24 protein-coding genes are annotated in these 25,970 nt (G+C 72.0%); 8 read left to right on the top strand and 16 right to left on the bottom strand.

What is annotated here, in order from left to right; translation table 11 throughout:
• Nucleotides 1–138 precede the first annotated feature (138 nt).
• Both ADK67_RS29370 and ADK67_RS29365 read left to right on the top strand, forming a co-directional pair.
• The gene (locus ADK67_RS29370; protein ID WP_053719770.1) at nucleotides 139–1,521 is read left to right on the top strand and encodes an MFS transporter; all 1,383 of its coding nucleotides are present in this window, start codon (nucleotides 139–141) and stop codon (nucleotides 1,519–1,521) included.
• Between the two features lie 160 nt (nucleotides 1,522–1,681).
• Nucleotides 1,682–2,407: an SDR family NAD(P)-dependent oxidoreductase gene (locus ADK67_RS29365; RefSeq protein ID WP_053719769.1), complete on the top strand. Its 726-nt coding sequence runs from the start codon at nucleotides 1,682–1,684 to the stop codon at nucleotides 2,405–2,407.
• Nucleotides 2,408–2,410: 3 nt separating this feature from the next.
• Here the strand turns inward: ADK67_RS29365 and ADK67_RS29360 are convergent, their stop codons facing one another.
• Nucleotides 2,411–3,658 carry a glycosyltransferase 87 family protein gene (locus ADK67_RS29360; protein ID WP_053719768.1) on the bottom strand — a complete coding sequence of 416 codons (1,248 nt, stop codon included), beginning with the start codon at nucleotides 3,656–3,658 and terminating at the stop codon, nucleotides 2,411–2,413.
• Between the two features lie 260 nt (nucleotides 3,659–3,918).
• Here ADK67_RS29360 and ADK67_RS29355 point away from each other — a divergent pair, with 260 nt between their 5' ends.
• The 3 genes from ADK67_RS29355 to ADK67_RS29345 are packed head-to-tail and all read left to right on the top strand — an operon-like array spanning nucleotide 3,919 to nucleotide 6,546.
• Nucleotides 3,919–5,133 (top strand): cytochrome P450, encoded by a 1,215-nt coding sequence (locus ADK67_RS29355; protein WP_053719767.1) that lies wholly within the window; start codon nucleotides 3,919–3,921, stop codon nucleotides 5,131–5,133.
• 28 nt (nucleotides 5,134–5,161) lie between these two features.
• Nucleotides 5,162–5,362, top strand: coding sequence for a ferredoxin (locus ADK67_RS29350; RefSeq protein WP_053719766.1), 201 nt, complete (start codon nucleotides 5,162–5,164; stop codon nucleotides 5,360–5,362).
• Nucleotides 5,359–6,546, top strand: coding sequence for an NAD(P)/FAD-dependent oxidoreductase (locus ADK67_RS29345; RefSeq protein WP_053719765.1), 1,188 nt, complete (start codon nucleotides 5,359–5,361; stop codon nucleotides 6,544–6,546). The genes ADK67_RS29350 and ADK67_RS29345 overlap by 4 nt, the downstream gene beginning before the upstream one ends.
• Before the next feature lie 106 nt (nucleotides 6,547–6,652).
• Here ADK67_RS29345 and ADK67_RS29340 read toward each other — a convergent pair whose 3' ends face one another.
• The 4 genes from ADK67_RS29340 to ADK67_RS29325 all read right to left on the bottom strand — a co-directional run bounded on the left by ADK67_RS29340 (nucleotide 6,653) and on the right by ADK67_RS29325 (nucleotide 10,633).
• Nucleotides 6,653–7,285: a hypothetical protein gene (locus tag ADK67_RS29340; protein ID WP_053719764.1), complete on the bottom strand. Its 633-nt coding sequence runs from the start codon at nucleotides 7,283–7,285 to the stop codon at nucleotides 6,653–6,655.
• Nucleotides 7,286–7,531: 246 nt separating this feature from the next.
• Complete coding sequence (locus tag ADK67_RS29335; RefSeq protein WP_053719763.1) at nucleotides 7,532–8,410, bottom strand: alpha/beta hydrolase; 879 nt, start codon at nucleotides 8,408–8,410, stop codon at nucleotides 7,532–7,534.
• 330 nt (nucleotides 8,411–8,740) lie between these two features.
• A complete protein-coding gene (locus tag ADK67_RS29330; RefSeq protein ID WP_063797760.1) occupies nucleotides 8,741–9,316 on the bottom strand; it encodes a DUF6630 family protein in 576 nt (191 codons plus the stop codon).
• A 135-nt stretch (nucleotides 9,317–9,451) separates the two neighbouring features.
• A complete protein-coding gene (locus ADK67_RS29325) occupies nucleotides 9,452–10,633 on the bottom strand; it encodes an SGNH/GDSL hydrolase family protein (protein ID WP_053719762.1) in 1,182 nt (393 codons plus the stop codon).
• Between the two features lie 397 nt (nucleotides 10,634–11,030).
• Here ADK67_RS29325 and ADK67_RS29320 point away from each other — a divergent pair, with 397 nt between their 5' ends.
• Nucleotides 11,031–12,194 carry a histidine phosphatase family protein gene (locus tag ADK67_RS29320; protein WP_197289668.1) on the top strand — a complete coding sequence of 388 codons (1,164 nt, stop codon included), beginning with the start codon at nucleotides 11,031–11,033 and terminating at the stop codon, nucleotides 12,192–12,194.
• 124 nt (nucleotides 12,195–12,318) lie between these two features.
• Here the strand turns inward: ADK67_RS29320 and ADK67_RS29315 are convergent, their stop codons facing one another.
• A complete protein-coding gene (locus ADK67_RS29315) occupies nucleotides 12,319–12,834 on the bottom strand; it encodes a hypothetical protein (protein WP_157620925.1) in 516 nt (171 codons plus the stop codon).
• Nucleotides 12,835–12,971: 137 nt separating this feature from the next.
• On the opposite strand from ADK67_RS29315, the gene ADK67_RS29310 reads away from it, so the two are divergent.
• On the top strand, nucleotides 12,972–13,805 hold the full coding sequence (locus tag ADK67_RS29310; RefSeq protein ID WP_053719759.1) for a peptidoglycan DD-metalloendopeptidase family protein: 834 nt from the start codon (nucleotides 12,972–12,974) through the stop codon (nucleotides 13,803–13,805).
• 4 nt (nucleotides 13,806–13,809) lie between these two features.
• Here ADK67_RS29310 and ADK67_RS29305 read toward each other — a convergent pair whose 3' ends face one another.
• Nucleotides 13,810–14,661: a LysR family transcriptional regulator gene (locus ADK67_RS29305; RefSeq protein WP_053719758.1), complete on the bottom strand. Its 852-nt coding sequence runs from the start codon at nucleotides 14,659–14,661 to the stop codon at nucleotides 13,810–13,812.
• An 85-nt stretch (nucleotides 14,662–14,746) separates the two neighbouring features.
• Between ADK67_RS29305 and ADK67_RS29300 the strand changes: the two genes are divergently transcribed.
• Nucleotides 14,747–15,181, top strand: a complete 435-nt coding sequence (locus ADK67_RS29300) for a cupin domain-containing protein (RefSeq protein WP_053719757.1) — start codon at nucleotides 14,747–14,749, stop codon at nucleotides 15,179–15,181.
• Nucleotides 15,182–15,220: 39 nt separating this feature from the next.
• On the opposite strand, the gene ADK67_RS29295 is transcribed toward ADK67_RS29300, so the two are convergent.
• From ADK67_RS29295 to ADK67_RS53990, 9 genes are all read right to left on the bottom strand, one after another.
• Nucleotides 15,221–16,030 carry an NPP1 family protein gene (locus ADK67_RS29295; protein ID WP_231648412.1) on the bottom strand — a complete coding sequence of 270 codons (810 nt, stop codon included), beginning with the start codon at nucleotides 16,028–16,030 and terminating at the stop codon, nucleotides 15,221–15,223.
• Between the two features lie 185 nt (nucleotides 16,031–16,215).
• A complete protein-coding gene (locus ADK67_RS29290) occupies nucleotides 16,216–16,710 on the bottom strand; it encodes a hypothetical protein (protein WP_157620923.1) in 495 nt (164 codons plus the stop codon).
• Between the two features lie 206 nt (nucleotides 16,711–16,916).
• The gene (locus ADK67_RS29285; RefSeq protein ID WP_231648411.1) at nucleotides 16,917–18,374 is read right to left on the bottom strand and encodes a sensor histidine kinase; all 1,458 of its coding nucleotides are present in this window, start codon (nucleotides 18,372–18,374) and stop codon (nucleotides 16,917–16,919) included.
• The gene (locus tag ADK67_RS29280) at nucleotides 18,371–19,060 is read right to left on the bottom strand and encodes a response regulator transcription factor (protein ID WP_053719883.1); all 690 of its coding nucleotides are present in this window, start codon (nucleotides 19,058–19,060) and stop codon (nucleotides 18,371–18,373) included. Before ADK67_RS29280 ends, ADK67_RS29285 begins: the two co-directional genes overlap by 4 nt.
• Nucleotides 19,057–20,256: a streptophobe family protein gene (locus tag ADK67_RS52825; RefSeq protein WP_231648410.1), complete on the bottom strand. Its 1,200-nt coding sequence runs from the start codon at nucleotides 20,254–20,256 to the stop codon at nucleotides 19,057–19,059. The genes ADK67_RS29280 and ADK67_RS52825 overlap by 4 nt, the downstream gene beginning before the upstream one ends.
• Nucleotides 20,256–21,050: an ABC transporter permease subunit gene (locus tag ADK67_RS29270; RefSeq protein ID WP_231648409.1), complete on the bottom strand. Its 795-nt coding sequence runs from the start codon at nucleotides 21,048–21,050 to the stop codon at nucleotides 20,256–20,258. Before ADK67_RS29270 ends, ADK67_RS52825 begins: the two co-directional genes overlap by 1 nt.
• Nucleotides 21,047–21,955: an ABC transporter ATP-binding protein gene (locus tag ADK67_RS29265; protein WP_053719880.1), complete on the bottom strand. Its 909-nt coding sequence runs from the start codon at nucleotides 21,953–21,955 to the stop codon at nucleotides 21,047–21,049. Before ADK67_RS29265 ends, ADK67_RS29270 begins: the two co-directional genes overlap by 4 nt.
• A gap of 172 nt (nucleotides 21,956–22,127) precedes the next feature.
• Nucleotides 22,128–23,963, bottom strand: a complete 1,836-nt coding sequence (gene asnB, locus ADK67_RS29260; protein ID WP_053719755.1) for an asparagine synthase (glutamine-hydrolyzing) — start codon at nucleotides 23,961–23,963, stop codon at nucleotides 22,128–22,130.
• A gap of 411 nt (nucleotides 23,964–24,374) precedes the next feature.
• A complete protein-coding gene (locus ADK67_RS53990; protein ID WP_063797758.1) occupies nucleotides 24,375–25,637 on the bottom strand; it encodes a cellulose binding domain-containing protein in 1,263 nt (420 codons plus the stop codon).
• Nucleotides 25,638–25,970 lie beyond the last annotated feature (333 nt).

Below are 25,970 nucleotides of genomic sequence, written 5' to 3'. Positions count from 1 at the left end.
CATTACTTGCACTGGTTCTCTCGATGTGCAACCATCCGGTTGCGTTCAATGTCGACCGTCACAGCGGATCGGGACACCCGATCCGCGGCGCGCGTGCGTGTTCTTGAGTCTTGAGTTCTTGAGAAGGGGACCACTTTTTTGACTGTCGACACCACCACCTCGCCGGTCCGGTTCACCGGCCGGGAGCGGTTGATCCTGTTAGTCCTGCTCGGCGCCGGTTTCATGCTGTCCGTCGATTTCTCCATCCTCAACGTCGCGCTGCCCCAGGTCGGCGAGGGCGTCGGGATGGAACTGACGGCGCTGCCGTGGATCGCTTCCGCCTATGCCCTGCCCGCCGCCGGTTTCACCCTCCTGTTCGGGCGGTTGGCCGACCTGTTCGGCAGGCGCCGGCTGCTCCTCGGCGGCATGGTGCTGCTGACCGGCGCGTCGCTGCTCGGCGGCCTCGCGACCAACCCCGAGATGCTGCTGGGCGCACGCGCGCTCCAGGGCCTGTCCACCGCCATGACCATCCCGGCGGCGCTGTCCCTGCTGACCACGACGTTCAAGGAGGGCGCGCGCCGCGACCGCGTCCTGGGCCTGAACGGCGCGCTGCTGTCCGGCGGCTTCACCGTCGGCGCGCTCGTCGGCGGCGCCATGGTCAGCCTGCTGGACTGGCGTGCGGCGTTCTTCATCAACATTCCCGTCGCCGTGCTGATCCTGGTGGCGGCGCCGCTGCTGATCAGCGAGAGCAAGACGCCTGAGCGGGTGAAGCTGGACGTGCCCGGCGCGGTCACCGTGACGGGTGGTCTGCTGGCCGTGGTCTACGCGGTCGTCGAGCGCAGCCTCGTCGCGGCGGTCGTCGGCGTCGCGCTGCTGGCCGCGTTCTGGATGATCGAACTGCGCGCCGCCGCGCCGCTGACGCCGGTGCGCATCCTCAAGCGCCCCACCGTGAAGTGGGGCAACTACGCCGGCCTGGTGATCCTCGCCATGGAGACGGCGATGATCTTCCTGATGACGCTGTACCTGCAGCACGTCCTCGGGCTCGGCCCGCTCGTCACCGGCCTGGTCTTCGGCGTGCCGGGGCTGGCGGCGGTGCTCGCGGGCCCGGTCGCCGGGCGGTTCATCGGCCGGTACGGCTACCGCAAGGTGCTCGCCGGCGGCATGACCGTGCAGGTCCTGGCGACGCTGCCGCTGGTGTTCGTCGGCTCCGACCGCGTCGGCCTGGCCATCCTGATCCCGGCGTTGTTCATCGGCTTCTTCGGCCACGTGGCGTCCATCGTCGCCTACACGGTGACCGGCACGTCCGGCCTGCCGAACGACGAGCAGGGCCTGGCCACCGGCCTCACCTCGATGACGCAGCAGGTCGCGATCACGATCGGCATCCCGGTCCTGAGCGCCGTCGCCGCCACGCAGAGCACCGAACTGGCCGGCATCCACCTGGCGCTGACGGTCAACGTCGTCTTCACGGTCATCAGCATCGTGCTGATCTGGTTCGGTCTGCGCCCGCGCGTCGACGCGCCGTCCCCGGCGGTGGTGGGGTAGCGCGTCCGGCATTTCCGCCGCACATTTCCGTGGCACGGGGAATTGTCGTCAAGCGGCACTGGCGGGGCAATTCGCGAGTAGTGCTCGGGTAGGTCTGGACCATAGCGTGGAATGGGAGGCACATTTCGGTCCGACGTCCAGTGGCACGTGAGGGGAAAGCATGATCATCACCGGCAAGTCGCTCCTGGTGACCGGCGCCAACCGCGGTATCGGGAAGGCGTTGGTCGAGGAGGCGCTGAAACGGGGTGCCGCGCGGGTCTACGCCGGCACCCGCGGACCCATGTCACACCCGGATGAACGCGTGGTGCCGGTGACGTTGGACGTGACCGACGCCGCGCACATCCGCGCGGCCGTCGAGCAGGTCGATTCCCTCGACATCCTCATCAACAACGCCGGCGTCCTGGAGTTCGACGACCTGACGGATCGGGACCTGCTCGACCGGATGCTCGCGGTCAACTTCTACGGCGTGCGCGACGTGACCATGGCGTTCCTGCCGAAGGTGGTCGAGGCGGGCGGCGCCATCGCGAGCAACATCTCGGTGAACGGTTTCGTCGCGCTGCCGCTCAGCGTCTCGTATTCGATTTCGAAAGCGGCCGTGCTCGCCATGACGCAGTCGCTGCGCGCCATCCTGGCGTCCCGCGGGGTGGCCGTGCACTCGATCCTCACCGGTCCGGTGGACACGGACATGACCGCGAACCTGGACATCGCCGAAAAGGCCTCTCCGGAGCTGGTGGCGCGCAACATCCTCGACGGGATCGAGAAGGGCGAGGAGGACATCTTCCCCGACCCGTTGTCGCAGGGCCTGGCCGACGACTGGCGCGCCGGTCTGCACAAGACGCTCGAACGCCAGTTCGCGGCGGTCTACGAGGACGCGCGGCGGGGTTAGCGCTCAGAACGCCGGCGCGCGGTCCCGGCGCCGCAGGGCGGCGGCGAGCGCGACGAGGAACACGAGGCCGGCGACCACCGTCAGGCTGTTGAGGACCACGACGGTGGTCAGCATCCCGGCCGTCACGACGCCCGCGGAAGTCTGGGTCGGCGCGATCAGCGCGATCAGGAACGTCAGCACGCCGGAGGCGGTCAGCACCAGCCACGTCAGCGTGACGCCCCACGTGTGCGCCGCGCTCCGCCGCCAGGCCCACCACAGCCAGACGGCGAGGCCGGGAGCGGCCCACACCCAGTGGAACGGCCAGGAGACGGGCGACACCAGCAGGCCGGTCAGCGCGCAGGTGAAGACGCCGACCGCCTCCAGGCCGCGCCGGCTCGACCACGCCGAGATCGCGAGCCCGGCGACGCCGACCGGGACCGCCAGTGCCAGCCAGAACCACTGCGTGCTCAGCACCCCGGGCAGGTGGGCGAGCACGCCGCGGATCGACTGGTTGAACGGCGCCGCGCCCGGCGTCATCATCCGCCCGATGTCCACCACGAGCCCGCCCGCCCAGCGGCCCGACGGGCCCGGCAGCACGAGGAACCCGACGAGCACGGTGCCCGCGAACGCCGCCGTGGCCACCACGGCCGCGCGCACGCGCCGGGTGAACAGCAGGTACGCGATGAAGATCAGCGGGAGCAGCTTGATCCCCGCCGCCACCCCGATGGCGACGCCCTGGAAGCGCCCGGTCCGGCGGGTCAGGTCGACGACGATCAAGAGCATGAGCAGGACGTTGATCTGCCCGACGGTGAAGTTCAGCATCACCGGGGCCAGGGGCAGCGCGGCCACCGTGGCCAGGAGGGTGAACCTCGCCCGCCGGTCCCGCGACCCCGGCTCCGCCACCAGCCCGAGCGCCAGCCAGATCGCCGCTTCGAGCGCGAGCACGGTGACGAAGGTCCAGCCGGCGAACGCGACCGGGACGCTCGCCAGGCCCAGCACCGCCAGCACCAGCGCGGCGAACGGCGGGTAGGTGAAGGGGTAGCCCTCCACGGTCGCGACGTCGTAGGGCGAGATCCCGTCCAGCACCGCCGAGCCGGCCACGTGGTAGACCCGGAAGTCCGGCCCGATCAGCCACAGCGGGTCGCGTTGCGCGATGGCGGCGACGAGGGCCGCCGTCACGGCCGCCGCGATCGCGAGCGCGGCCACCACGATCCCGGACGGGAGGCGGTTCGACGCCGTCGTGGGGTGCTCCGGAACCTCGGTCCTCGTCATGGGGGCGATTCCTCACGTCGGCGGACGACCGCTGTGCCACCACGGGATCGCGATCGGCCGCCCGACCCGTCGAGGGCGGGCGATTCCACCTCCGTGGTCTACTCCATTCCTCTCTACCGGGTCCGGATCCGCGCGGCCTACCGCTGACCGGGCGACCGCGGACCGTGCCGCAGTGCGGTCGACCGGTCACGTTGCGTCGCGGCACGATCGCCGGCAGTCTTAAGTCAGTTGATTGACTCAAGCCTGAGGAGGCGGTTGCCGTGGCGCTCGGAGACACCGACCACGTGCTGGACTACCCCATCCCGAGTCCGGCCGCGCTGGAGCCGCCCGCGGAGTGGGCCGAGCTGCGGCAGGGGTGCCCGGTCGCCCACGTGCGGCTGCCCAGCGGCGACCGCGCGTCCCTGCTGACCCGCTACGACGACGTCAAGCAGGTGCTCGCCGACCCGAGGTTCACCCGCAACCTCGACGCGCCGGACGCCGCCCGCATCGCGGCCAACGAGTCCGGCGGCGTGTTCAACAGCGGCCTCGGCAACGCCCTGCCCGAGGAGTACCACCAGCAGTGGCGGCGCATGGTCGGCAAGTGGTTCACCGCCAAGCGCATGACGGCCCTGCGGCCGGGCATCGAGGCGATGGCCGAGCACCTGGTCGACGAGATGGTGGCCGGCGGCGCGCCCGCCGACCTCAAGGCGGCGCTCGGGTTCCCGCTGCCGGTGTGGGTCATCTGCGACATGCTCGGCGTGCCGGAGAGCGACCGCGACAAGTTCGCCTACTGGTCCAACACCCTGCTCAGCCTCACCCGCTACACGCAGGCCGAGATCGACGCCGCGCAGGCCGAGTTCGCCGCCTACATGAGCGCCCACATCGCCGCCACCAGGGCGAACCCGGGCGACGACCTGATCAGCGAACTGATCACCGCCGCCGTCGACGCCGGGCACGTCATGCCGGCCGAGGCGCTGCTGGCCACCTCGCAGGGACTGCTGGTCGCCGGGCACGAGACGACCGCCAACATGATCGGCAAGATGGTCGGGATGCTCCTGTCCGACCGGACCCGCTGGGAAGCGCTGCTCGCCGACCCCACCCTGGTGCGCACGGCGGTGGAGGAGGCGTTGCGCGCCGACGCCAACCCCGGGTTCGGCATCCCGCGCTACATCACCGAGGACGCCGAGATCGGCGGCACCGTGATCCCGCGCGGCACGACCGTGGTGTGCAACCTGGCCGCCGCCAACCGGGACGAGGACGTCTTCGCCGACGCCGCCGAACTCGACCTGGCCCGCACCCCGAACACGCACCTGGCGTTCGGCGCGGGCGCGCACTCGTGCCTGGGGCAGTCGTTGGCCCGCACCGAGCTGCAAGCCGTCCTGGACGTGCTGCTGCGCCGCCTGCCCACGCTGGAACTGGCCGTGCCCGCCGCCGAGCTGGAACGCGTCGACGGCCTGGTCGTCGGCGGCCTGCAGGAACTGCCCGTCCGCTGGTGACGGCCCACCAACCGAAGGAGCGCGACCGATGAAGGTCTCCGTCGACGAGGACAAGTGCTGCGGGGCGGGCTCGTGCGTGCTGGCCGCGCCCGACGTGTTCGACCAGCGGGACGAGGACGGCGTGGTGGTGCTGCTCGACCCAGAACCCGCCGAGCACCTGCACGCCGCCGTCCGCGAGGCCGCCGACGTGTGCCCGGCCGCGGCGATCCTGCTGGGGGACCGGGCGTGACGGCCGTGTCCGACGTGCTCGTCGTCGGAGCCTCGGCCGCCGGTCTGGCCACCGCCGAAGCGTTGCGCCGCAAGGGTTTCACCGGCGGGCTGACCCTGCTCGGCGACGAGGCGCACCCGCCCTACGACCGGCCGCCGCTGTCCAAGCAGGTCCTCTCCGGCGCGTGGGAACCGGAACGCGCCCGGCTGCGCGGCCAGGACGTGCTCGACGAGCTGGGCGCGACGTTCGTGCTCGGCGACCCGGCGGCGTCCCTCGACCTGGCCACCCGCGGCGTCCGCACCGCCTCGGGGACCGTGCTGCGGGCCGACGCCGTCGTCGTCGCCACCGGCGTGCGGCCGCGAACCCTGCCCGACCAGGCCGGGTTACGCGGTGTGCACGTGCTGCGCACCGTGGGCGACGCGGTGGCGCTGCGGGCCGACCTGCGCGCCGCCGAACGGCTCGTGGTCGTGGGCGACGGCGTCCTCGGCGCGGAAGTCGCCGCCACGGCACGCGGCCTCGGCCTGGACGTCACCCTCGCCGGACCTCAGCCCGCGCCTCTGGCCGCCCAACTGGGACCGCTCGCGTCCGGCCTGCTCTCCGACCTGCACGCCGAGCACGGCGTCCGGCTGCGCCTCGGCGCCGCGGTGCTCGGCCTGACCGGGGAGGCCGGACGGGTCACCGGAGTGCGGCTGGACACCGGCGACGTGCTGCCCGCCGACGTCGTCGTGGTCGCGCTCGGCGCCGTCCCCAACACCGACTGGCTGGTCGACAGCGGCCTCCTGCTCGACAACGGTGTGGTGTGCGACGCGGGGTGCCGTGCCGCGGACGGCGTCTACGCGGTCGGCGACGTGGCGCGGTGGCACCACGAACACCTGGGCGCCCTGCTGCGCCTGGAGAACCGGACCAACGCCGCCGAGCAGGCCGCGGTCGTCGCCGACAACATCCTGGGCGCGAACCGCTCCTACACGCCGGTGCCGTACTTCTGGACCGACCAGTTCGACGCACGGATCCAGGTCTTCGGCACGCTGCCCGCCGACGCGGAAGTGTCCATCGTGGACGGCGACGTCACGGCGCGCCGGTTCGTCGCGCTCCACCGGCAGGCGGGCGAACCCGTCGGCGTCTTCGGCTGGAACATGCCCAAACAAGCACGCCAACTCCGACAACGCCTGCTCGGCCAAGTGCTGGCCCCAGGAGGCCGACCATGACGCCTGCCCGACCTGCGGCTCGCCGTCGACTTCGAGCGAACCCCGGTCAAGCGCGACGGGTTCGGGTACGGCGTCTACGAACTGCCCGTGAGCTGGTGAGCCGACGTCACTTCGACCAGGTGATGGGGGACTTGTCGTAGCCCTCGCCGTTGGCGTAGGCGGCGGCCGCGACCGCGGCGCCCTCGCGGGCTCCCTGCAGCACGCACGTCTCGTACTTCGCGCCCGCCGTGGTGAAGTCCTTCTTCGCCGTCTCCGACTCGCACTGCTTGGTGTCGCCGCTGATGATCACACCGGTGCCCTTGCCGTCCGCGCCGAGCGCCCGCAGGCTCAGGGAGCTGTAGGACAGGTCCGTGCCGCCGACGTTCTCCACGGTGACCCGGATGTAGAACGGCGTGATGCCCTTGGCCTTCTCGCCGAACGCGGCCAGGTCGGCGTTGGCGCCCTGGTCGATCGCGGTGACGGTGATGGCGATCGTGCCGTTCTTGTCCGTGCCGTACTTGAACGGGATCACCGCGCGTTCGCCGATCTTGAGCTCGGTGCCGGGCGCGGTGACGTCACCGACGGGCGCGTCTTCGGCGGTGGTGGTGGCGGCGGAGCTCTTCGTGGCGGCGCTCGACGTGGTCTCGGTCGAAGCGCCGGTGGTGGCGGGCGCGGCGGTGCCCGTGGTGGCGTCACCGCAGGCCGACAGCAGGAGCGCGAGCGCGCCCACGGAAGCGACCAGCGTGCGATTGACCTGCATGAACGAATCTCCTCGGTGCTGAACGGGGCCGGCGCGTGCGCGCGGGAAGGGTCGCGACCGGAATGGCCTCGACCGCAGGGCCCGACCGTAGCCGCACTCGGGTCAACGCACTGTGGTCCGTTCGCACCACAAGCCGTGGACGCTGCCCGCCGCGAATCGAAGCGGCGGGCAGCGTGGCGTGCCGGGGCGGTGCGGCGATCAGGCGGCGTGGCGTTCGGGCAGGGTGGCGTGGCGTTCCGCGGCAGGTCAGGCCAGGTTCTGCCGCATCACGTCCCACTCCGTGGCGCACAAGCCGCAGTTCGGGCCGACGAACTGGGCCTTGCTCGCCTGGTCGCCCTTGAGGTGCCACTTCAGCCAGTGCCCGCCGACCCGGCCGAACTCGCCGCCGTTCGGCTGGTCGAACGTGCCGAAGTGCCCGACGTCGAGGTTGCCCATGAACGCGGGCAGCCCGGCGGGCAGCCGTCGCCAGTCGTCCATCGCGTTCTCGTAGGCGATGTCGGTCGGTCCGCCGATGAAGTAGGCGATCGGCACGCGCAGCCGTTGCAACAGGTAGTTCTGCGAGTCGTCGAGCAGGCCGCTGTTCCACAGCACCGTCGTGGTCAGCCGCGGGTCGGCGGCCACCTCGTAGGTCTCGATGCCGCCGCACGACTGGCCCATCACGGCGATCTTGGTCGTGTCGAGCCGGCCGTAGTACTTGCCGGTGCGACGCGAGTTCTCCGCGATGGCCCAGTCGATGGAGTCGACGAGCATGTCGGAGTCGGTCGATCCGCTGCCACCCGGCCGGCCGTTCGCGATGACCAGGAAACCGTGGGAGGCCCACTCGGTCAGGATGTTCCGGAACCACGTCCCGTCCGCGCGGCACGCGCCGTTGCCCCAGGCCACGATGGGCAGCTTGACGCCGGCCGGCAGGGTGTCGGGCCGGTAGATCGTGTGGTTGGTCAACCGGAAGGTCGTCTCGTAGCCCGCCGGGTACGGGCCCGATCCGCCCAGGATCGCCGGCGGTGCCCCTGGCCCGTTCACAGCTCCGGCTCCGGTTTCGCTTGCCGCGCCGACCGCACCGGTGGTCGTCGCGGTCAGCACGCCGGCCAAGGCGAGGACGGTGAGAATCGCACTGCGCAATCGCATGGGTTCCTCCATGGGTGGCGTAGGTGGGATCTGGTGCGACGCAGTCCGGAATCTGGCGCACGGAACCAGCCCACGGCCAGCGACGACGTGAGGGACCGGCGAAACCACCGATGCCCCACCGCCACCACCTGCGGCGAGGCGAGGCCGTTGTACGCCACTACGCAGGTGGTCGCACCCATCCGGCGCGACGACCCCGCGCGCCATCCCCACGCATCACTCGACCGGGCGAAGAATGCAACCTATGACAACCCAAACCGCATTACTCACGTTAGCCGGATAAAACGGCCGGCCCGGCGGCGGACACGGGTGGGCAGGTGAGGGCAGGTGGTCTCAGCGGGTGGGTTCAGCGCCCGGTTCAGCGGTCGGTTCGGGCGCTGCGGTGGGTGGCTGGACATCGGGCACGCCGAGGATGCTCGCGGTGCAGCCCGCTGCGGTGGCCAGGTCGCGCAGCGCGGGCGCGTCGGCGTTGGGCAGCAGGACGAGCGGGTAGCAGTCGGACTCGATGTCGAGCACGGCGAGGGTGGTGCCGCAGGCGCGCAGCTCGACGCCCGCTCGCTCCAGGAAGTCGTAGGTGGGCAGGTCGTCGACGTCGACGAGCCAGGTCCACGCCGCCGGGTCGGTCGGGCTGGAGCGCAGCTGCCGCAGTTGGGCGGCGATCTCGTCCGCGGCCTCCTTCCAGTCCACCTCCGCCAGCAGGTCGTGGTCGGTGAGGGCGTCGACCAGAGCGATCCACGCCAACTCGGGGATGGCCTCGTCGATGCTGCGGTCGTCGAGCCGGTCGGCGTGCGCCCGCAGGTAGCCGTCGGGGTCGTCGTGGGCGCTCGTGACGCGCGCGGCCACGTCCGGGACGTCGGGGGCCAGCAGGGTGGCCAGCGCGAGCAGCGCGTCCCGAACTGTTGACGACACGGTCGACCTCCCCGGTTTCGCGGAGCGGTGATCGTAGCAACCGGTTCGATCGGCTCGATCGGCACCGGGTCGGGGTCACGGCCGAGTACAGTCCACTGAGGACAGAAATGCGGAAGTCGTTGCCATGGAAGGTGGTCAGGTGTCGCGCGACGTGGCGATCGCGGTCAGGGTCATGCGGGCCGGGCCGGCGTCGGGGGTGTTGTGGCAGGAGAAGTCGCCGGTGGCCTTCTGGTGCATCAGGCGCAGGCACGTGCCCAGCGCGCGTTGCCCGTAGTGGTTGGGGTGCATGCTCTCCTGGCGGTCGCCCTGCGACGAGTAGCCGGTGACGACCCACCGCACCCACTCCGCCACCGTGCCGGGGAGGGGGTTGGCGTGGGAATTGGCCGAGGTCGCCTGGCGGGAACGCTTGGCGCACACCTCGCGGCCGTCGAAGGAGGCCCGCAGGTCCAGGAACCGCACGGCCCGGTTGGCGGCCACCCGCTTGAGCTGCCCCGCGATCGTGGGCACGAGTTGCTTGCGCGCCCAGTCGGCGTCGGTGTTCCACACCGGGCAGCCGCCCTCCGCCCACCGCGGCCCGTCCTCGGCGATCCGGAAGTCGGCGGCGACGGGCAGCGGGGACGGGTAGGACTGGAGGACGAACTGGTAGGTGCCCGCGCCCTGGGCCGCGTTCAGCACGTCCTTGATCGCCTTGATCGTGGCGCCGACGTCCGCGCGGAACTGCTCGAGCTTCTCGGTGATCACCGGATCCCACTTCGGCGCGCACTTGTAGGCCGAGGGGGAGAGGTAGCCCTTGACGCAGTCGCCGATGATGTCCCCGAACCCGAGGTCGTTGCCGCCGACGGAGAGCACGACCAGGTTCACCTGGTACTCGCGGACGGTGGCGCGCAGCAGTTCGACCTGGTTGGGCTGGTTGCGGGCGGCGTCGCCGTTGCGCACGTCGAGCGTGGTCGCGCCGGAGCACGCCAGGTTGATCGCCGTGACGTCGGCGATGGCGGCGCTGAGGATCTCGGCCGACGTCGAGCGGTGGCACATGTTGGCGCTCGTGTGGGTGTCGCCGTAGACCCGTTGCGGGTCCGTGGTGCAGCCGCTCGTGTCGCACTGGGTGGCGAGGTCCGTGCCCCACTTGTCGCCGGAGTTCTCCAGCGCGTTGCCGCGCCACCGGCCGGCCTCGCCGGAGATGTAGCTGTCGCCGAGCGAGACGACCGCGGCAGGCTTCGCGGCTTCGGCGGTGGCTTCGGTGGCGGTCGTCAGGGCGGCGCTCGTCAGGACCGCCGCGGCGACGGTGACGGCGACCCGGCTGCGGACGGCACGGGACATCGGCCTCAACTCCTCGGTGCGGTCAGGCAACGGTAGGAGGCCGAGCCGCCGGGAAGAACGGCGTGGGAACCGGAGAACCCGATGGTGCGGTGAGGTAGCCCTGGCCAGGTGAACGCCCTGCGCGGACGGTCACCGGCTTTCGACGCCGGACAGCACGCCCGTCACCCTGGCCGCGAACTACGCGGCACTGATGGCCGACGGAGGCCGTTCGACCACGCGGGAGTGGACGGGCGCGTCGCAGTGGGAGCGGTGGCGGCGCACGGCCGGGTGGCGGCCGATCCTCGCCGAACTCGTCGCCGACGATTTCGCCACTGCGCTAGGTTTGATGGGAGTCCGCTGCCGGCCCGCGCGTCGGCGTGGCTCCCATTTCACTGACAACGCGAAGACAGGTGATGGTGTGGGCCGGCAATTCGCTGTGCTGATCCGTGGCCTGCCGGGCACGGGGAAGACGACGACAGCGGCTTTGCTGCGGGACGCGCTGCCCCCTTCGGTGCGGGTGTCGAACGATTCCGTCCGGTACATGGCGCACCCGCGCGACTTCACCGCCTTCACCCTGGAGGCGTCCGAACTGGCGTGCCTCGACCTCGCTTTGTCCTATTGCGACAGCGGGTTCCTGCCGATCGTGGACGGTGTGTTCGAGGACGTCGACTTCCTGGCCGGCCAGGCGTTGCGCTTCGAACGGCGCGGTTACCAGCTCATCACGATCTCGCTGGCCGCCGAAGTGGACGACCTGCTGCACCGCAACCTGCTCCGCGACCCGCTCCAGCGGATGGACGAGGCCCGGATCCACCAGCTGCACTCGGCGTTCCGGCCGGTCGGCGTGTCGCTGGGCATCTGCGGGAAGCTGCCCGAGGAAGTCTGCGACGACGTGCTCGACATCATCGAGCTGGAACGGACCGACGGGCCGTCGACCGAGGTCGGCGACCACGAGGTCGACGTGCTGTTCCTCCGCCACGGAGCGACCGACCACCCGCACGAGGTGTACCCGGACCCGTTCGAGATGGGTCTTTCCGCGCACGGTCGGGCCGAGGCGAGGGCCGCGGGCGCGGCGGTCCGGCGGTTCGCGCCCGACGTCGTGTTCAGCTCGGACTTCGCCCGGGCCTGGGAGACCGCCCAGCTCGCGACCGCCGGGCTGGACGTGACGGTCGAACGCGTCGAGGCGCTGCGGGAACGCGTTTTCCTCGGCTTGGTCGGAAAATCCTTCGACGACATCAGGGGTGCTCTCGGACCGCGGGCCGAGGGAATTCTGAACGGCAACAGCGACCTGGTGGAAATCGCGCCCGACGAGTCGTACGAAGCGGCGCGGGCACGGGTGCTGTCGTTCTTCGACAAACTGCCCGCGCTCTACGGCGGCAAGCGCGTCCTGGTGATCGGCCACGGCGGACCGCATTCGTGGCTGGTGGCACGGGCCGTCGGCGGAGACCTGAAGGGCGTGCGGCGGCTGAGGTGGGACACCGGTTGTTTCAGCCGGTTCACGCTGTCGGCCGAGCAGACCCGACTGGAGGCGATGAACGTGCCGCCGAGCTCGGTGGTTCCCGGCCGGCGACTCGGCGCCGTTTGACACGTTTCGGTCCGCGACGACCGGACCGTGCGCGACCTGCTGGTGTCGGTCTCGCCGCCGGTGCCGCGCCGCGCCGCGCGGGCGGTCGACGCGGCCGAGCCGGTCCTGGTCGGGCGGACGACCGTCAGGTCCGGTGGATGGTGAGGGTGGTCGGGCCGGTCACGGTCGACACCCCGCCGGCCAGGCACTGGGCGATGTTCGGCGTCACCAGGGTGATCAGCTGCACCGCGCCGGCGGGCGCGAAACCGCCGGACGTGATCACGCCGGTGTTGGTGACCACGACCTGACCGGCCACGGCGCTGGACGTGACGTTGTACTGGAACTCGCTGGGCGCCACCGTCCCGCCCCAGGTGAACGTGCGCAGCGCCGACCCGGAGTCGAACAGCACGAGGCAGGACGCGGTGAGGGTGAACGTCTCCTGGTAGGTCGCGGTCACCGCGCCCGGGTTCGTGCACGTGGGGTAGCTGCCGCTGACGGTGATCGTGACCGGCCGCGAGGTCAGCGTGAGCGGCGGATCGAAGGTGGTGACCTCCGTGCCGACGCACGTCTGCTCCACGGTCGCGGCGTGGGCGGGCACGGCGGACAGGCCGGCGGCCAGCACCGCCACCAGGGCGCAGTGGACGAGTCGTGACAGTCTCATGGTCGGACCTTCGCCACGACCGCGCCGCCGTTAGCCGGTCCGGGCGCGCACCACCCGCTCGCCGGGACCCGCCCACCCGAATGGCCGTCGGTCGAACACACGATGTCGGTGCGCCGCGCCGTCCCTACGTTCGGGTGATGACCAACGACTGGATCGGCAGGCGGGCCCTGTTGCGCGGGACGGTGGCGGCCGGCGTCATCACGGCGGTCGGTGCGGGCACGGCGGCGGGCACGGCGAGCGCCGCCGTTCCGGGCTTCTACCACCCGTTCAGCGGCTACCGGATCACCGGCACCTGGCAGGACCACCTGAACAGCGGCTCGCTCGGCGGCATCGACTACGGGATGGCCGTCGGCACCGGACTGCCCGCGGCGGGCGGCGGCGTGGTGACCAACATCCCGAACAACGGCACGGGCGGCCACACCGTCACCATCCAGCACGACAACGGCTACCGCACCCAGTACCTGCACCTGTCGCAGTTCCTGCTCGCCAACGGCACGCGGGTCGGCATGGGCGGTGTCGTCGGGCTGTCCGGCGGCGCGGTCGGCGCACCGGGCTCGGGCTCCTCCACCGGACCGCACCTGCACTGGCACATGATCAACCCGAGCGGCACGCGCATCAACCCGTTGACCTACCTCGGCAGCGGCACCGGGCTGCCCAAGACGACCACCGAGCAGGACGGCGTGCCCGGTCCGGTCATGTGGCAGCGTGCGCAGAACTGGCTGCGCATCGAGCAGGGGTACACCGGCCCGATCGACGGCGCGCCGGGCGTGAACACGTATGCGGCGTTGCAGCGGGCGATGCGGGCCTACGGCTACACGGGCCCGATCGACGGCGTGCCCGGCGTGAACACGTGGGCGGCGGTGCAGCGGTTGGCGGCCCGGTGGGGTTACGCGGGTCCGATCGACGGCGTGATGGGCCCGAACTCGTGGCGCGGCTTCGCCCTTTTCCTCAACCAGGACAAGTATGACTGACCCGTCATCCCGCGAACGCGGCGACGAGTCGGCGGCTCACCGGCGACGGTGCGGCGGGCAGCACGAGCGAGGTCGTGAGGACCGGGTCGGCGAGCCGGCGGAACGTGATGCCCGGCGCGGGCGGGAGGTCCGTCACCCGGTAGACCACCGTCCACGACGGCGGTCCCGAGGCGATGTCCGCCAGGGTCCGCTGGAGCGTGGTGAACGGCGGCCCGGCCGGCGGCAAGCGGTCCACCGCGCGGAGCGCCCCCGTGATCAGGTCGTGGAACGGCGGGTTGTCCTCGCGGGGCGCCAGCCGCAGCGGCAGGTCGGCGAAGTCGGCGAGGCCCGGTCGCTCGTCGTCCGCCAGGGCGGTGGGCAGCGCCACGTACAGCGGATCGGTCCACACCGGCACGACCGCCAGCCCCGGCGCGTCGGTCGCCGCCCGCACCAGGGCCGCGTCGAGCCGCCCGTCCCGCACGGCCGCCAGCCGCCGCGCGGGCGTCGACTGGTCCAGCCGCACCCGGAGCCCGGAGGCGTCCAGCCTGGCCAACGCGCGGTAGAGGCGGTCGCCGGGGCCGTTGAGCGTGCCGAACCGCACCACGCCCTCCGCGCCGGACGCCACCCGCGCGGCCACCTCGCGGGTGCGCCGCACGGCCGCGAGCACCGCCCGTGCCTCGGGCAGCAGGCGTTCACCCGCCGCGGACAGCCGCGCCTGCCGACCGGTCCGGTCGAACAGGGTCACGCCCAGTTCCCGCTCCAGCCGCTTGACCTGCTGGCTCACCGCCGACTGCACGATGTGCAGCCGCTGCGCCGCCCGCCCGAACCCGCCTTCGTCGACGACCGCCAGGAAGGCCTCCAGCTGTCGGAACTCCACGCGCCCTCGATCCATCACGTCCGGTGATCCCCGCCATCGTCAACCGCTCCTGGTTCGCGCGTTGTTCCCGCGCTTGACTCGGCGCATGTCGACGATCACCGTCATCCCCGCCGACACCGCCGAGGTCGTGGCCCTGTCCGGCGACAGCGCGTTCCGACTCCTGGCCGACGGCGGCGCGTTCGGCGTCAACCGGCTCACCCTCGACGTGGGCGAGGACGGCGCGAAACCCCACTTCCACGCACGGTCCAGCGAGCTGTTCTACGTGCTCGACGGCGTGCTGGAGTTCCGGCACGAGCGGACGACCACAGTGGACCGCGGCGGGCTGGTCGTCGTGCCGCCGGGCGTGCCGCACGCGTTCGGCGCGGCGCCGGGCAGGCACGCCGACCTGCTCGTCGTCCTCACGCCCGGAGTCGAGCGGTTCGGCTACTTCCGCCACCTGGGCCGCATCGCGCGCGGCCTGGACACGTTCGACGCCCTGCGGTCGCACCAGGACCGCTACGACGTCCACTTCACCGGGTGACGGGAACCCCGCGCCATCGCACGGGGTTCCCGTGCCGGGTCAGGCGTTCGGATCGAACGGGATGCCGCTCGGCTTCGCCTGGGCCAGGTTGTAGGCGAACGCGCCGTCCTTGATGGCCAGGCTCGCGCTGCCGAAGTTCGCGTTCACCAGGATGTCGCGGACGCCGGCGGGGAAGCGGTCCCAGCTGACCAGGTCCGGGTACTGCCACGTGCCGTAGTGGTTCTCCGGCTGCTCGCCCGCGCCCGCGAGGCGGAAGCAGTGCGTGCTCAGGCCGTCCTTGTGGTAGACGATCTTGGGGTGAGTGCCCTCCCAGGCGACCTGGGACCGCGGGTAGGTCGAGTACTTGCCGTGCGCGGACGTGGAGACGTACTGCGCCTGGTCGCCGCTGACCCACACGATGACGTGCTCGATGTCGTGGCGGTGGCCGCAGCAGTCCCAGCCGGCCACCGCCTGGTCCTTCTCGAAGTACAGGTCGTAGAGGTAGGCGCACCAGTTGTTGTTGCACTTGGAGCGGGAGTACGAGTTCGTGTTGTCCAGGTCGGACTGGTCGCGGCACTGCCCGTTGAGGGCGCCGGAGTTCTTCAGTCCGGTGGCCACCGCGCCGGACGGCGAGATCGCCGGCGTCGGGTAGCAGCCGTCGGTGTCGTAGTCGAACGCCGGCTGCCACTTGCCGTCGTCGGCGGTGTGGTTCGCGGGCAGGGCCTGCGGTGGGTCGGCCCACGCGGCTCCGGGCACGAGCACCGCGAGCAGAGCCGCGCCCACCAGCGCGCCCAGCAGTCTCACGGTGGCCCGCTTGGCGCGGGGAGCGGTGCGGGACGGGTACGTCATCCGGGCGGTCACGACGACCATGCCCTCCATCCGGTGTCGAGTGGCACGGCGGCGGAGTGGCCGGTGTTCGCGGAGATCATCGGCCGGCACCGAGGTTCCCGGCCGGGGCGTGACGTCGTCAACCCGCCGATGGTCGCGCCCGGGCGAACAGGTGGCGAACACCGGGGGACCGGGTGGCGGAGGTCCCGCCAACCGGTCCACGGGCCTCAGTTGAACGGGTTGTCGTAGAACGCGCCGCGGGAGACCGGCGTGGCGGTCGAGCCCGAGAAGTGGAGCCCTTCGTAGACCAGCCCGATGTTCCGCACGACCCCGGCGTACGGGACATCGACGTTGACCACGCCGGACTGGCCGTGCCCGCCGCCGCAGACCTCCGGCCGGTAGCCGTCCTCGCGGGAGTACCACTGGTGGAAGGCGCCGTTGACGTTGACCGTGAGCTTCGTGCTCGTGTAGCTGGACTGGCGGCACAGCGTCAGGTCCAGCCGGTAGAGCGAGTTGCCGTCGTCGAACCGGACCGAGCCGACCAGTCGGCCGACCAGCGTGGTGTAACCGCCCGAGTAGCCCCTGAGCTGGATGTCCACGGGGTGGGCGGGACCGTAGGCCGCCTGCGCGGGTGTGGCCGTCAACGAGGCGCCGAGGAGCACGGCGAGCGTGAGGCCGGCGAGGTGGGTCAGACGTCTTCGTAAGCCGCTGCTGCTGGGCATGTGCGCACTCCTTTGTGAACGGGGCGCCGCCGCGCTCACCTCTGCGATCGCGGCGGGTGGTGGCTTGAGCAGGGTGAACGCCGAACCGGCCCGCTCGCCAGCCGCGACCGTGAAGTTGGCCTGTTCGCGGCAGCGGCGTACCCCCGCCGAGAGTCGCCGGGTTCGCGCGACCGGACCGGGTTGCGCAACGTTGCGCGAGGTCCGGTTCAGTCCTGGCCCTGCAGCGGCAGGGTCAGTCGGAAGCGGGCGCCGTCGCCGAGGGCCGTGGCGAGGTCGATGTCGCCGTCGTGCGCGCGGGCGAGGGAGCGGGCGATGGCCAGGCCCAGCCCGGCGTTCGCGCCGCCCGTGCGGTTGCGGGAGTGGTCGGCGCGGTAGAAGCGGTCGAAGACGCGGGCGGCGTGCTCGGCGGTCAGGCCGGGGCCCTCGTCGGCGACTTCCAGCACGGCGCGGCCGTTCGCGGTGCCGACGCCGATGCGGACGGCGGTGCCCGGCGGGGTGTAGGTGGCGGCGTTGCCGACCAGGTTGGCGACCACCTGGCGGAGGCGGTCCTCGTCGGCGTGCACCGGCGCCGGGCCGGGCGGTCCGACGCCGTCCGGGCCGGTGAGCTCGACCGTCCGGGACGGGTCCAGGGCGCGCAGGTCGTGCCGGGCGTCGTTGGCGAGGGTGCGCAGGTCCATCGGGGCGCGGTCGAGTTGGCTCTCGGGCGCCTCGTCGAGCTGGGCGAGCAGCAGCAGGTCCTCGGTGAGGGCGGTGAGCCGGGTGGCCTCGCGGTCGATCCGGCGCATCGCCTCGTCCACGTCGGCGCGCTCGGGCATCGCGCCCATCCGGTACAGCTCCGTCGAGCCCTTGATGCCGAACAGCGGCGTGCGCAGCTCGTGGCTGACGTCCGACAGGAACGTGCGCATGCGGGTCTCCACCGCGGCCCGGTCGGCGAAGGCCTGTTCGAGCTGGCCGAGCATGGTGTTGAGCGACGCCGCCAAGTGCCCCACCTCCGTGGTCGGCCCGGCGAGGACGGGCACGCGCCGGGTGAGGTCGCCGTCGGCGATGGCGGCGGCGGTGTGCTCGATCCGGCGCAGCGGTCGCAGCCCGCGGCCGAGCGCGAACCAGCCGACCGCCGTCAGCAGCACGAGCAGCACGGCGCCGCTGACCAGGCTGGTGGTCCGGAGCCGGGCGATGGTGGCGTCGGCCTCGGCGAGCGGCGCGGCGGCGATCACCGTGCCGCCCCACCCGGTGGTCGGCCGTGCGACGGCGCGCCACCGCGTCGAACCGGCGGCCGCCCGCAGGTCGACGGCGGCACCGCCGGTCGGGACGGTGCGCAGCTCGTCGCGCGAGGGCAGCGTGGCGCTGTCCAGCCGGCTGGAGTGGACGCCGCGCACCACCTCGCCGTCCCCGTCCAGGTACACCAGGTAGGGCGTGCCGACCAGGTCGAGGGCCGGGTCGAGGAGGTCGGCGCGGGTGTCCACGGCGTCGGGCGGCCCGGCGGTCGACACGCCGGAGACGAGCGCGGCGAACGAGCGCAGCTGGTCGTCGATCCGGGCGAGCTGGTAGCGCTCCAGCTGGTCGGCGACGACCGCGCCGACGAGGCCCAACCCGGCCAGCAGCAGGCCCGCGGTGAGCAGCAGCAGCCTGGCGCGCAAGGAGAACCGGCCCAGCACGTGCCTCACCCCGTCGGCTCCCGCAGCACGTAGCCGACGCCGTGCACGGTGTGGATCAGCTTCGGCTCCTCGGCGTCGACCTTGCGCCGCAGGTACGAGATGTAGGTGTCGACGATGCCCGCGTCGCCGCCGAAGTCGTAGCGCCACACCCGGTCGAGGATCTGGGTCTTGGACACCACGCGCCCGGCGTTCTCCATCAGGTAGTGCAGGAGCCGGAACTCGGTGGGCGAGACGCGGACGGGCCGCCCCGCCCGCGTCACCTGGTGCCCCTCGGCGTCGAGCGCGAGCGCGCCCACGGTCAGCACGCCCGCGTGCCGTCCCGACGTGCGGCGCAGGATCGCGCGGATCCGGGCGATCAGCTCCTCCAGGTCGAACGGCTTGGTCACGTAGTCGTCCGCGCCCAGGGACAGCCCGGTGATCTTGTCTGCCTGGCGGTCGCGGGCGGTGAGGAAGAGGACGGGCACCGGCCCGCGGTGGCCCTCCGCGCGCCGCTCGCGCAACCGCCGGACCACCTCGAACCCGTCCACGTCCGGCAGCATCACGTCGAGCAGCACGAGGTCGGGCGGCTCCGCGGTGGCCGCGGCGAGCGCCTCGGCGCCGGTCGCCGCGGACGCCACCCGGAACCCGGCGAACCTCAGCGTCGCGGACAGCAGTTCGCGCACGGTGTCCTCGTCGTCCACCACCAGCAGCGTCATCGCCCGACCCGGTCCGTCCACGCCGGCCAGGGTACGGACGTCAACCTGAGGACACCGTCGACGAGGAGGCTGCCCGCGAAACCCGCTACGGCGCCGCCCACGATGCCCAGCCCGAGGGCGACCAGCGGGTCCGCCGCCAACCGCGCGTCCAGGAGGGGGAGCGAGAACCCGAACGCGCCGACGCCGAGCTCCACCGACACCCGTGACAGCAGCGCCGACACGCCCAGCGCCACTCCCACCGCGGGCGCGAGCCACGTCGCGGCGCGCACGGCACGGCGCAGCGGCGTGCCGCGCCGACCACCGGACCGGGCGACGACGACGCCGATGCCCAGCAGCACGACCGCCGCCACCCACGTGAGCGGCCCGCCCGGGGCGGGAGGCGCCACCGCGTCCAGGACGCACGAGAGCGCGCCGTCCGAGCTCAACGCCCACGGCACGCCGAGCCCGAGCGACAGCACGCCGGACACCAGGAGCGGCAGCACGAGCAGGACGCCACCGGCCGCCGCGGCCCCGGCGAACACCCACGCGGCGAGCAGGCACACGACGGTGATCCCGGCCGCCGTCCACAGCACGCCCCGCACGGCCACCCGGAACCGCGCCACCAGCCAGCACACCCCGACGACCGCCAGCACCCAGCCCAGCGCACCCGCCGCGGTGGGCCAGACCGGCACGGAGAACCCGACGCCGAGCGCGTCGCCGGACCCGCCCCGGCTGAACGGCGCCGCCGCCGGCATCCCACAGACGGGCGCCCCGGACCCGCCGCCGGTCGTGCCACCCGGCAACGTCACCGTCCCCCGAGCCGACCACGCCACCGCGGCCAGCCCCGCCGGGAACACCACGGCCGCCGCCGCACCTCGGGTCGGCAACCAGTCCGAACCACGCGGCCCGTCCTGGCGCGACTCGTCCCGGCGACGCAGCAGCAGCCACCCGAGCACCACCGCGCCGACCAGCGACACACCCAACGGCATCACCGCCACGCCACCCCGCACGGCGAACGGCAGGTCACCCGCCGGGACCGCGCTGAACTCCGCCGAGCCACCCACGGCCAGCGCGACCACGGCCGCCGTCAGCCCGCCGAGCCCGCCGATCCGGTCGGCGTCGAGCAGGAGCAGCCCGACCGCCGTCACCCCCGCCATGGCGGCCAACGCCGCGACCGCCGCCACCACGCCCCGGCCCACCTCCCGCAGCGCGCCCATCACACGTCCCGGCGGCGGAAGACGACGAACGCGGCGGCCAGCACGGCGGCGACACCGAGGCACATCCCGCCCAGGTTCAGCCACGGGTGCGGGTAGGCCGGGTCCGGCACGGTCGCGAACACCGCGACGGCGCCCTTGCTCGGCCAGAAGTCGAACAGGCCTTGGAGCCACGACGGGAACAGCCCCGACAGCGCGGGCACCAGGAACACGATCCCCACCAGCGTGGCGAGCGCGCCCGCCGTGGCACGCATGATCGTGCCGAGACCGATCGCCAGCAGCGTGATCGCCGCCAGGTAGAGACCACTGCCCGCCACGGCGGAGAGCACACCGGGATCGCCGAGGTCCGCGTTCGGCACGCCCTGCCCCGCGAGGAGCGACTGGCCCAACAGGAAAGCGGCGAACATCAGCGACTGGCCGGCCACCACGGCCACGGCGGTGGCCACCGCCACCTTGGCCGCCAGCAGCCGGTGCCGGTGGGGCGTGGCGGCCAGCGACGTCCGCACCAGACCGGTCGCGTACTCGGAGGTGACGACCAGGATGCCCAGCACGCCGATGATCAGCTGGGCGACGATGTACGTGGTCAGGCTGAGCTCGGTCGGGTCCCACGCCTGCCGTTCCGCGGCGGTCGCGCTCGCGTACTGCCCGCCCGCCGCGCTCATCGAGAGGAACCCGATGCCGAGCCCGACCGCGAACAGGCAGGCCAGCGCGTACCAGGTGGAACGCAGGCTGCGGAACTTGACCCACTCCGCGTGGAGGGTGTGGCCGAACCGCACCCTGGTCACGAGCCCGCTCACGCCGTCGCCCCCTGGTACTCGACGCTGTCCTTGGTCAGCTCCATGAAGGCGTCCTCGAGCGAGGGCCGCCGCGGTGTGAGTTCGCTGAGCGCGATGCCGTGGTAGGCCGCGAGCTTGCCGATCTCCTCGCTCGTCAGGCCGGAGACGACCAGCGCGGCTTCCGTGCCTTCCCGCACGGTGGCGCCGGACGCGGTCAGCCGGAGCGCGAACTCGGCGGGCTCGGACGTGCGGACGAGCACGGTGCCCTCGCCGCTGCCGCGCAGGAACTCGCCCATGCCCGTGTCGGCGATGAGCCTGCCCCGGCCGATGACGACCAGGTGGTCGGCGGTCTGCGCCATCTCGCTCATGAGGTGGCTGGAGACGAGCACCGCGCGGCCCTCGCGGGCCAGGGACCGCATGAAGTCGCGGATCCAGCGGATGCCCTCGGGGTCGAGGCCGTTCACCGGCTCGTCGAAGATCAGCACCCGCGGGTCGCCGAGCAGCGCCGCCGCGATGCCGAGCCGCTGCCGCATGCCGAGCGAGAACCCGCCCGCCCGCTTGCCCGCCACGCCTTCCAGCCCGGTCCGGGCGAGCACCTCGCCGACCCGGCGCCGCGGCAGGCCGTTGCTCACGGCGAGTGCCAGCAGGTGGTCGTACGCCTTCCGGGCGCCGTGCACGGCGCCCGCGTCGAGCAGCGCGCCGACCTCGGTCAGCGGCACGGGCAGGTCGCGGTAGCGGCGTCCGCCGACCGTGACGGAACCGCTCGTCGGCGCGGCCAGCCCCAGGATCACCTTCATGGTCGTCGACTTGCCCGCGCCGTTCGGCCCGAGGAACCCGGTCACCTGCCCGGCCTCGACCGTGAACGACAGGTCGTCCACGACGGTGTCGGACCCGTACCGCTTGGTCAGGCCCCTTACCTCGATCATCGTCATGGGACCGAGCCTGGCCCGCCGGTCTGGCCGAATCCTGGGCACTCCTGGGAGAACCCTGGGAATCCGGGGCCCCGGTCGTGCGCCGCGCGCCGTTGCGCCGACGCACGCACAGGGAACACCCAGACCCCGGGTCGTCGCCGCGCCGACGACCCGGACGGGTCCGGTGTTACGAGAGCGCGAGCCGCGGGTTGTTGACGTCCATCCACACGCCGAAGTCGATGGCCCGCTCCATCCCGAGCCGGGTCGTGCGCTGGACGCCGGCCGCTTCCTGGCCGCTCGCGTCCTCCAGCCAGCCCCGGTTCACCAGCTCCCACACGCCGTGGTCCCGGCGGGACAGCAGCTCCTTGCACTGCAGCTGCAACTGCCGCACGTAGTACGGGTCCTGAGTGGACGGGTACGGGCTCTTCACCCGCCAGGCGACCGACTCGGGCAGCATGTGCTTGACGGCGCCGCGCAGCAGGCTCTTCTCCCGGCCGTCGTAGTGCTTGAACGCCCACGGCGCGTTGTAGACGTACTCGACGAGCCGGTGGTCGCAGAACGGCACCCGCACCTCGAGCCCGACCGCCATGCTCAACCGGTCCTTGCGGTCGAGCAGGAACCGCAGGAACCGGGTCAGGTGCAGGTTGATCATGACCCGCATGCGGTACTCGTGGTCGTCCTCGCCGTCACCCCGCGCCACGCCGTCGACCGCGGCGTCGTACTGGTCGCGCCGGAACTCCTCCAGCTTGAGCCCGTCCAGCACCGACTGGTTCAGGCCGTGGCCGTCCTTGTCGAGCGGACCGATGCTGAACGCGATCCACGGGAACGCGCGGGCCCGCTGGACCTCGGGGCTGTGCATGTGCCGGTACCCGCCGAAGATCTCGTCGGCCGACTCGCCGGACAGGGCCACGGTCGACCGCGTCCGGATCTCCTTGAACAGCAGGTACAGCGACAAGTCCATGTCCCCGAGGGTGATCGGCACGTCCCGCGCGGTCAGCACGGCCCGGCGCACCTCGGGGTCGGCCAGCGTCTTCGGGTCGAGCACGAGGTCGGCGTGCTCGGAGCCGACGTGGTCCGCCACGTCGTGCACGAACTGGGTGTCCGCGGTGTCGTGGAACTCGTTCGGCGTGAAGTTCTCGGCCTGCCCCATGAAGTCGACCGCGAACGTCCGCACCCGCTCCTCGCCCATGTGCGCCGCCGCCAGCGCGGTGAGCGTGCTGGAGTCGAGGCCGCCGGACAGCAGCAGGCAGCGCGGCACGTCCGCGACGAGCTGCCGCCGCACGGCGTCGTCCAGCAGCTCGCGGACCTTGCCGATGGTGGTGTCCAGGTCGTCCTCGTGCGTGCGAGTCTCCAGCTTCCAGTAGGTGCGCTCCCGCACGCCGTCGACGTCGACCGTGACGACCGTGCCCGGCTCGACCTGCCGCATGCCCGCCCAGATCGCGTGGCCGGGCGTGAACGCGAACGCCAGCGACTCCCGCAGCCCGTCGGTGTCGACCACCCGCTCGGCGATCGGGTTGGCCAGGATCGCCTTGGGCTCCGAGCCGAACAGCAGCCCGTCGGCCGTGCGGTAGTAGTAGAGCGGCTTGATGCCGAGCCGGTCGCGGATCATGACCAGCTTGCGGTCCCTCCCGTCCCAGATCGCGAACGCGTACATGCCGTTGAGCCGGTCGGCCAGCGCCGCGCCCCAGCGTAAGTACCCCCGCAGCACCACCTCTGTGTCGCTCGACGTGGTGAACCGCTCGCCCAGCGCGGTCAACTCGTCGCGCAGTTCGACGAAGTTGTAGGCCTCGCCGCTGTAGACCATCGACACCTCGCCGTTCGGCGTCCGCACCGACATCGGCTGGGCGCCGCCGGGCAGGTCGATCACGGCCAGCCGCCGGTGGCCGAGGGCGGCGTGCCGCTCGACCCACGTGCCGGAGGCGTCCGGACCGCGGCAGGCCATCGTCTGCGTCATCCCTGCGAGTGTCTCCCGTTCACTGGTGAGGTCGCGGTCGAACGAGACCCAGCCGGTGATTCCACACATTTCGTGTGCCTCCCTGTGGTGTTCCGCAGCTTCGGTCATCCCACGGTTCACCCAAGCGGCCACGGTGGTGTGGTCGGCTGCCTTTACGACGTATTCCGCAGCGCCCCGAATGCGCTGTCCGCCATCACGAAGACGGTGGCGCACCAGAGGATGCTCGGGTGGCCAGCTCGTCAGCGGTCGTCCACTGCCCCAGTCCGGCCACCACGCGAGCTATTACCCAACACTACATAATTTCACGAATACAAGCTCGTGTGCGCGCCGATGACGTTTCGACGCGGATGTCGGAATTCTAAGTCGCCTTGACTATTCTTCTCCCGCTCTTCGGTGGTTTGGCTGCTGTCCCGGGGGCATCGCGGTTGGCTCGAACGGCGGACCTCGCCGCGACGCCCCCGGTGAGCAGTCGCGCGGTGATCAGCGCGTGGCGCAGGTCGGCGTCATGCCGGTGCCGACCCCCGTGCCCTGGAAGCCGAACTCGGTGGACTGCCCGGCGGCGACACGGCTGTTGTAGCCGACGTCGGTCCACCGGACGGCGCCGGTGTCGCGGTCGCGTCGGGCGTTCCAGGCGTTGGTGACGGTCGCTCCCGGCGGGAGGGTGAGCGCCACGACCCAGCCGTCGATGTCCGACGACCCGGCGGTGACCTTCACGGTGGCGGTGAAGCCGCCGTTCCACGAGTTGAGGGACACCGACGCGGCGCACCCGGCCGGACCGCCCGGCGTCGTGGTCGTCGTGCCGGTGGTCGTGGTGGTCGGTGTGGTGGTGGTCGTCGGGTCGTCGGGGGAGACCCGGCGGCTTTCCGGCGGCCCGAGGTAGCTGTCCCTCAGCCCGCCGGTGTCGATCACGAGCTTCTGCAGCACGGCGGTGGGGTCGACGGCCCAGAACTTCAGCGTGTGCACGCCGGGGGACGAGACGGTGAACGTGGTCGACGTGCGGTTGACGGCTTCCAGGGCGTTCATCTCCCAGCCCTTGTTCATGGCCGTGTCGTCGGACCCGGTCGCCGTCGTGGTGTTCACCATTCTCGGCGCCTGGTCGTCGAGCGACACCGCGTACTCGACACCGGCGCCGGGCCGGACGTTGTTGCGGGGCGACAGGTGGGCCCACACGGTGACCGGACCGGTCGTGGTGAGGTTGACCTGGTACTCCAGCCGTGCGCCCGCACCGCCCGGTGTCTGGTCGGCGGCGGTCACCGGGCTGGGTTGCATCCCCGATCCGGTGCGACCGATGTCGGGCAGGCGCGACCACGACACGCCGCCGCCGTCGACGGCCTTCGTGTAGTGGTCGGCCTCGATGGACACGTGGCCGTTCGCCTCCACGAACCCGTTCACCGGGACGGTGGCCGGCTTGTCCACCACCGCCTGCACGGTGACGGTGCGGCCCGCGCCGGTGACGGTGATCGGCACCGCCGTCCTCCCCGTGGGCGCCTTGGCCCAGTCGACTTGGAGCGTGACGCGGGTCTGCTTGGTCACGGTGCCGCCGGCGGGCGTCGCGGTCAGCCACGGCACCGAAGGCCTGACCTGGTAGGTGAACGAACTGGTGCCCCGGTTGAACACCTCGACGTGCTGGGCGGGTGCGGTCTGGTACGGGCTGAACACCGGCAGCACCGGCTGCTCGGTGGCGTTGGGCCACCAGTTCAGCGAGCCGTCGATCGCGACGCCCATCGACGCCGCCGACGGCACGGTGACGCGTTGCAGGGCCGGGTAGAGCTGGTCCGGCTCCGGCGGTTCCTGCCAGCTCGCGTTGTTGCCGTAGCGGGCCTTGTCGCCGTAGCCGAACTTGGTCTGGGTCTGCCAGCCCGTCCACTTCCCGCCGGCGAGGGTGGTGTTGTAGCGACATGGCCACGTCGTCGGCCAGCCGTGCCTCGGCGGTCGCGGCGAGGTCGTTGGTGGCCGCCCGTCCTTGTGACGCGTACCAGCGGTTGAGGAACTGCGCCTTCCGCAGTGCGTACAGGTTCGCGGTCGCTTTCACCGCGTAGAGCACGAGCTGGTGGTAGGCGTCCTGGTCGGCGGCGG

The organism is Saccharothrix sp. NRRL B-16348 (genome assembly GCF_001280085.1).
GTDB lineage: Bacteria > Actinomycetota > Actinomycetes > Mycobacteriales > Pseudonocardiaceae > Actinosynnema.
Note: the sequence above shows the minus strand (reverse complement) of the source record. Positions and strands in the feature narration are given on the sequence as shown.